General features: G+C 59.1%; 7 protein-coding genes. 3 read left to right on the plus strand and 4 right to left on the minus strand.

Annotated elements, in window-relative coordinates; translation table 11 throughout:
- Positions 1-13 precede the first annotated feature (13 nt).
- Together RHIBUN_RS37025 and RHIBUN_RS0129795 are read left to right on the plus strand one after the other, a co-directional pair.
- On the plus strand, positions 14-868 hold the full coding sequence (locus RHIBUN_RS37025; protein WP_025662419.1) for a hypothetical protein: 855 nt from the start codon (positions 14-16) through the stop codon (positions 866-868).
- A 198-nt stretch (positions 869-1,066) separates the two neighbouring features.
- Positions 1,067-1,855, plus strand: coding sequence for a hypothetical protein (locus RHIBUN_RS0129795; protein ID WP_025662420.1), 789 nt, complete (start codon positions 1,067-1,069; stop codon positions 1,853-1,855).
- A 28-nt stretch (positions 1,856-1,883) separates the two neighbouring features.
- Here the strand turns inward: RHIBUN_RS0129795 and RHIBUN_RS0129800 are convergent, their stop codons facing one another.
- From RHIBUN_RS0129800 to RHIBUN_RS0129820, 4 genes are all read right to left on the minus strand, one after another.
- Complete coding sequence (locus RHIBUN_RS0129800) at positions 1,884-2,285, minus strand: DUF2721 domain-containing protein (RefSeq protein WP_245271766.1); 402 nt, start codon at positions 2,283-2,285, stop codon at positions 1,884-1,886.
- Between the two features lie 68 nt (positions 2,286-2,353).
- Positions 2,354-3,013: a hypothetical protein gene (locus tag RHIBUN_RS0129805; RefSeq protein WP_025662422.1), complete on the minus strand. Its 660-nt coding sequence runs from the start codon at positions 3,011-3,013 to the stop codon at positions 2,354-2,356.
- A gap of 84 nt (positions 3,014-3,097) precedes the next feature.
- A complete protein-coding gene (locus tag RHIBUN_RS0129810) occupies positions 3,098-4,771 on the minus strand; it encodes an arylsulfatase (RefSeq protein ID WP_025662423.1) in 1,674 nt (557 codons plus the stop codon).
- Between the two features lie 780 nt (positions 4,772-5,551).
- Positions 5,552-5,821, minus strand: a complete 270-nt coding sequence (locus tag RHIBUN_RS0129820; RefSeq protein ID WP_082728691.1) for a helix-turn-helix transcriptional regulator — start codon at positions 5,819-5,821, stop codon at positions 5,552-5,554.
- A gap of 124 nt (positions 5,822-5,945) precedes the next feature.
- On the opposite strand from RHIBUN_RS0129820, the gene RHIBUN_RS0129825 reads away from it, so the two are divergent.
- The coding region (locus RHIBUN_RS0129825) for a LysR family transcriptional regulator (RefSeq protein ID WP_025662425.1) at positions 5,946-6,471 on the plus strand (526 nt) is incomplete at its 3' end.

The following is a 6,471-nucleotide window of genomic DNA, read 5'->3' on the forward strand; positions in this document are numbered from 1 at the left end:
CGAGGACACATCCATGAAACTCGACCGATTGACTACGCTCATCCTGCTTGGAAGCGTGGCTATGAGCCCCGCCGCCTTCGCCCAGGACGCACCGAAGAAGCCGCACATGCCGTTGGAAAAGACGATTGGCGTGGTCACGCCGACAGGGCCGGTCCCCTCATTGGCGGTGCTCAATTCGTCTGGTGCGAAAATCGAAAACGGCAAGCTCATTCTGACCGGCGTGTCGGCCAATTCGATCGTCTTTGCCGATCGCCCGGTTCGGGCCGCAGGGCATGTGACGACCGAACAATTCATCATGCAGTGGGATGACGGCAAGGACAACTTTGCGGTCGACCCTCCGAACGCAACGGTGTCGGTTCTGGGCGGCGACGGTTCAGATGTCAGCGACGCTGTCGTGACCCTCAAGACCCCTAAACTGGATGGGACGACGCTCACCTTCGAGATAACCGTTCTGGAGGGCAGCCTTAATGGTGCCTCCGGACCGGCAGCCCTCTTCATCGATCATTTCGGCGGTGGTGGCGGAGGGTTCGGTGGTGGAGGATTCGGCGGCGGAGGATTCCATGGAGGAGACTTTGCCGGTGGTAGCTTCGGCGGCGGAGGCAGATTCGGAGGAGACATGCGCGCAGGAGACTTTGCGGGCGGTTTCCGGGGGGGCGACGTGCATGTCGGCGACACCAACATCAACCGCGTGGGAGGTACATACTGGCAGGCGCCCGTCTATCATGGTGCCTGGTATCGTGGTGCTCCGGTTGCCGCGGGCGTGGTTGCAGGCGCTGCGGTGGGCGCGGCCGCAGCGCGGCCCTACTACTACAACTCCTACTACAACGGTCAGCAATGTGGGTACTATCCGTTCCCGCCTTGCTATTGATCCCAGCAAGGGACACGTCACTTTCGTGGCGTGTCCCTGCCGTCAGGAAAGCAAGACTGAGGCCAACGAGCCACAGTCTCAGGCATTCTGTGGCTCCAGCAAGTCCGAATAGCTGTTTCGGCTTGCCGAACTCCATTCCCGTCACACACTGTCGACCCGGAAGCAATGCTGAGCGGTAAACGAGATCGGGGGATTCTCATGAAAACCATTCACTTGCCTGCGATCGTCATGCTCGCAGTCCTGTCGACCACATCGCTCGGCAACGCGGCTGATCTCACGCCCCTGGCACCCGAAGCGAAAACGGTCGAGACCCGCAGCGGCTGGGAGTTCACCGTGGCGCCCTACTTCTGGGCTGCCGGAATTTCCGGGAACGTGCGCCAATTCGGGCTTCCCGAGGTCAATATCGATGCGGATTTCGGCGACATTCTCGACAATCTCGACTTCGCCTTCATGGCTACAGCCGAGGCACGATATGACCGCTACAGCGTCGTCGGCGACATTGTCTACGTGAAACTGGGAGCCGATGCGCACACGCCGCGCGGCATCTTCGCCGATAGCGTCGGAGTGACGTCGGAGACCTTTGCAGGCCTTCTGGGCGTGGGCTACGCCGTACTCGAAGATCAGAATGGCCACCTCGACGTGTTTGGCGGCATGAAAGTCTGGTCGGTTAAGACCGACATCACCTTCAACGGCGGACTTCTGGCTGGTGTGGAGCGGGATGACAGTGCCACGTGGGTGGACGCGGTCGTGGGCCTGCGCGGAAACTACTTCTTCACCCCGGAAATCTATGTCACGGGATGGGGGCTGGTGGGCGGTGGCGGCGCCGACGTCGACTGGGACGTGGGCCTCGGCCTCGGATACAAGTTCAACGACACCATATCGGCAGTGGCCGGATACCGAGCCATAGGCGTCAATTACGAGGACGATGGTTTTGTCTTCGACGTCGTCCAGCAGGGGCCAATCCTAGGGGTAGCCTTCCACTTCTAGTGAGGGCGAACCTGCACAGTTCGAGCTATCACATCAACTGACGATCTTTGTGCTCGCCTTGGGCGAGCCTGATGTCCTGCAGGAACCGGAACAGGGATCCAGCCAGAAAGCAAAGCGACGCGATGAAAAGCACGGCGGCGCCTGGTTCGTGGCGGTACCCCAAGAATGCCACAACAAAGCCGAAGAGGAGTAACAGCGTCACCCCGATCCCGGCAAGGACAGCGAGGTGCAAGGCACTGTTCAAGAGCAGTTCCCGCCGCCTGAGTTCGCCGATCTCCTGCTTTAACCTGGCTCGAACGAGGTCAGCTTCGTCGATCTCACGCAGGTTTCTGATCCGCTCGGTAACGGTGGAGATCCGATTGACGAGCACGGCCACCATCGCCGCGACGCCGTTGAGCATGAACGCGGGCGCCACCGCGTGATTGATCATTGTTGAAAGCTGATCGGCCTCGACTGACATCAGGCACCTTCGATCTCGTCGGCACGAACAATGCGCCGCTACGGAATGACATTGACTGCGCGCGCAGCCACGAGCACGAGCGTCAACAGAGCAATGGCACTTTCGATCATCATCAGTCCCTTCGCACGTCTTGTCAGCGGCAACACGTCGGTGGGACTGAAGGCAGCAGCCGTATTGAACGCGAGGGAAAGATAGTCGATGTAGAGCGGTCGCCAGTCCGGCGCGGCTAGTTCGGGAGCCGACGCCTGCGGGAAAAGCCAGTCGGGTCGTCCTGCCATGCTACGCGCGAGGCGAGCGGGACCACCCGCGTCGATCTGCCAGTAGAGCAGCGAGAAGGTCAGGACGTTGGTGATCCAGATCGTAAACGATGACGTCAACAGCGAAACCGACCGCGTCTCGGGCGGATGAACGGTGATGATCCCGACCATGTCGCCAAGCTCCGCTGCCGTATTCCCCGCGTAAACACTGGCGAGCAGCATGATCGCGACATGCTCGACCCGCAGCCACACGGCATTTTCGCTGGAAAGCGTGACAAGGACCATCGGTACAATGGCTGCCACCAGAACCGCGTATGATATCCACCGTGGCAGGGCGTAGACGTGATGCGGTAGCACCTCCAGAAAGGCAAACACCCCGAGGATTGCCAACACCGGAGCCCACCGCGGTTCATCACGATCTGCTTGGCTGAAATCGCTCATCGTTCGGCCCTCTGCAGCCTTGGGCATACCGATGTAGCGGCCGCCATGTGGCGGCCGCTACAAATGTCGTTATTCGCCTGCGCGTCAGTCGTGACCAGTCTTCATTTCGCGGACCTGCTGCATCACTTGCTCCAGATTGTAGCTTGCGGGATTCTGCAGAGGCGGGAAGTCGACGTAGCTCTCGAGATGCTTTAGCCACAACTGCTGGCCGATGGGCAAGATGTTCCAATCATAGACATAGGCGGTGGACGGTGACGCGATGGCGCCTGCCATGCCAAAAAGGGTCTTGATCTGCTGTCCGACCGAGGTCTCGAACGGATCGCGCTTGATGTTTACGACCTGCGTCCACGAATATGGCTGAACGCCGTGGATGAAGCCCGCGGGATCGTCGGACACCATTGCGAAATACATCTTCCAGTTCTTGTAGCGGACTGCCGAAGGCTCCTTGCCGGAATAGTACAGGAACGAGTCGCGCTTGGATGGCGACTTGCCTTCCAGGAAGTCGCGCTGGTCGATCCCGTCGAGCGTGGTCTTGACGATGCCAGGATACTTGCCTGCCTCGATCTCTTTTTTCAGGCCATCGCCCTTGGGACCGCCGGCGATATTCACAAACGTCGGCAGCCAGTCAAGGGCCGAGAATATGTCGTTCTTGACCGTACCGGGCTCGATGTGCCCTGGCCACCGAACCACGAGCGGCGCACGCATGCCGCCTTCCCAGGTGCTGAGCTTTCCGCCCTTGAACGGAGTGGTGCCCCCGTCCGGGAATGTGATCGTCTCGGCTCCGTTGTCGGTGGTGAAGACAACGATGGTGTTGTCGAGTTCTCCCATCTCCTCGAGTCTCTTTAAAACATAGCCGATGTTGTCATCCATCTGTTTCATGCCGGCTTCGTTGACACCCCAGTCCTTGCCGCCCTCCTCACCAACCATCTTCAGGTACTTGTCCGGCAGCATGGTGGTGATGTGCATGCGTGCGGGGTTGTACCAGACGAAGAACGGCTTGTTGGTCTTCTTCGGGTCGTTGCGGTCGAGGAAATCGATGACCTTTGCCGAGATCTCTTCGTCAATCGTCTTGGAGCGCTCGAGCGTCAGCGGCCCTTCGTCCTTGCATGACTGGTTGGCCGGCGACCCGTCGGAGGATATGCACGCGAGCATTGGACGCGGCGGTGTCAGGCAGGTCGTGGTTTTTGCATCCACCGCCGCCGGGTCGTCCGCCATGCCAGGAATTGGCGTGTTCCTGCAAGGTGGCGCGATCCCCTGCTCGGTTGAGGTCTTGTTGATGTCGGGGAAGCTCACCCCCTGCATGGCGTCGAGGTGATAGAGATAGCCCCAAAATTCCTGGAACCCGTGTGCCGTGGGCAGGGATTCTGTGGTGTCTCCGAGATGGTTCTTGCCGAACTCACCTGTGGAGTAACCGAGATCGTACAGGAACTTGGCGAGGTGAGGCGTGCCGGCCCGCAGATAGGACGGACTTCCGGGAATCTCCGGCAGAACCATGCCGACGCGCACCGGCTGCATGCCGGTAATGAACGCGGTCCGCCCTGCCGTGCAGCTCTGCTCGGCATAGTAGGTCATGAACTTCGCGCCTTCCCGGCCGATGCGGTCGATATTGGGCGTTTCACCGACCATCAGGCCTTGGTGATAGATGCTCGGCTGCATCCAACCGATGTCGTCACCCATGATGAACAGGATGTTCGGCTTTCTGGCCTCCTGGGCGTGTATTGTCGCGGTGCTCGCCAGCAGGCTGCCCGCGACCGCCATCGCGGTTGTTATCAACGTCGTGGTCCGTCTCATTTCGAATGCCTCCCTCTGGGGGCCGTGCGATGACGGCCAAGGTTGGTTGAAAGACGAGTCAAAGCAAAAGAGGGTTTTCTCGGGCGGCGCCCAGTTCACTACCCAATGGGCAGGTCTGCTCCGGTAAAGACGCGGCTCACGGCCGTAGGTAACCCTCGACTTGCAGAAGAGGACTTCCACTCTTCCAACCATTTTCTACAGCGTATTAGAGGATGCAGATATTGCCCTTTAGGGAATCGCCGTGATCAACCGCTGTGCTTGCCAGCGATGGACGCCGAGCGCGACGATGCATTCCTTGCGAGCGCGTCGTGCCTCCCTAAGCAGTTCGAGCAGGATTCTGATGCCTTGCCTCAACAGGCTTCTGGAAGAGGTATCCACTTCGATCAATACCGCCGCGGCCGGCGGCAATGCCAGCCTGATGTCGATCGGCTAGGCGGATCGACGAAGCCAGATGCTCTTCTGCAGGCGCAACCAGCTGCGCCTGACGAGGATTTGTTTCCGTGTACTTCTCGGGAACTGGCGACCATGCAACGAGGTGTGCTTAAATTCGAACGTCCACCGGCACGAAACCGTCCGCTCTTCCATGCAGATTAAATTAGCCCCGCCTGTCGGATCCGGGCGTCACCGACGCGAATGCCGCGAGTCTAAGCGGCTGGCGGAGCTGCATCATTGATCAGCTTTACCAAGCGTTTGATTTTTCGGCGGTTTAATCGATCGCAAAGGGCGGTTCAAATCTTGTCAGGAACGTCAATCTCGATCTGGAGGTCGTCGTCCGCTACGAAGTGGTTCGATTGGCTTTGTGTCATCGGGCACGGGAGCGAAAAGCTCCGAGATATCACATGAAAGAGCCGTTGCAATTTTCTCGAGCGTGACCACTGTCGGGTTTTTGCTGCCGCGTTCGAGGTGCCCCGCATAAGAGCGCTCGATATCAGCCGTAAGCGCAAGATCATCTTGCGAGATTCCTTTAGAAACTCGCAAACGCCGAAGATTCATTGCAACTCTCTGCCGTGCATCCATGGCGGAAAACACAACATTTGACAACTTATGAAACCACGTATTATAGAACTATGAAAGCAATCTAAGCGTGAATCACCGAACGCAGCACATTGTTGCGGTTTGCTAGCACAAGTGGATGGCCTTCATGGAACTGCGCCAACTCTCCTATTTCAAAGCGGTGGCCGAGGAACTGCACTTCGGCCGGGCGGCAGCCAGGATGCACATTGCCCAGCCGGCGCTCAGCAATCATGTGATGTCGCTGGAAAGGGAGCTTGGCTGTCCGCTGTTCATTCGCTCGACCAGAAGGGTGGAACTGACCAGGGCAGGGGAAACCTTTTACGATCGCTGTGTGCGGATCCTGAGCGACATCGACCTGACCACCGAACTGACCCGGGCAGCCGGCGGCAGTCGCATCCGCCAGATCAGGATCGGCAGCATCTATCCGGCCACCATGGGCATGCTGCCAACCTTCCTTGCCAAGATCGCCCGCAAGTTTCCCGATGTCCGCATCCATATTGCGTCGGGCAATACCGGCGAGATCATCCGCGGCCTGGAGACCGGCCAGCTCAATCTAGGCTTCATCCGGCCGGTGGAAAACATCGGCTGCTTGCGCTTCGTCTCGCTTGCGCATGAGCGCTACTACCTGGCGGTTGGCCATGCCAATCCGCTGG

Source organism: Rhizobium sp. IBUN, from assembly GCF_000510625.1.
Taxonomy (GTDB): Bacteria; Pseudomonadota; Alphaproteobacteria; order Rhizobiales; family Rhizobiaceae; genus Rhizobium; species Rhizobium altiplani.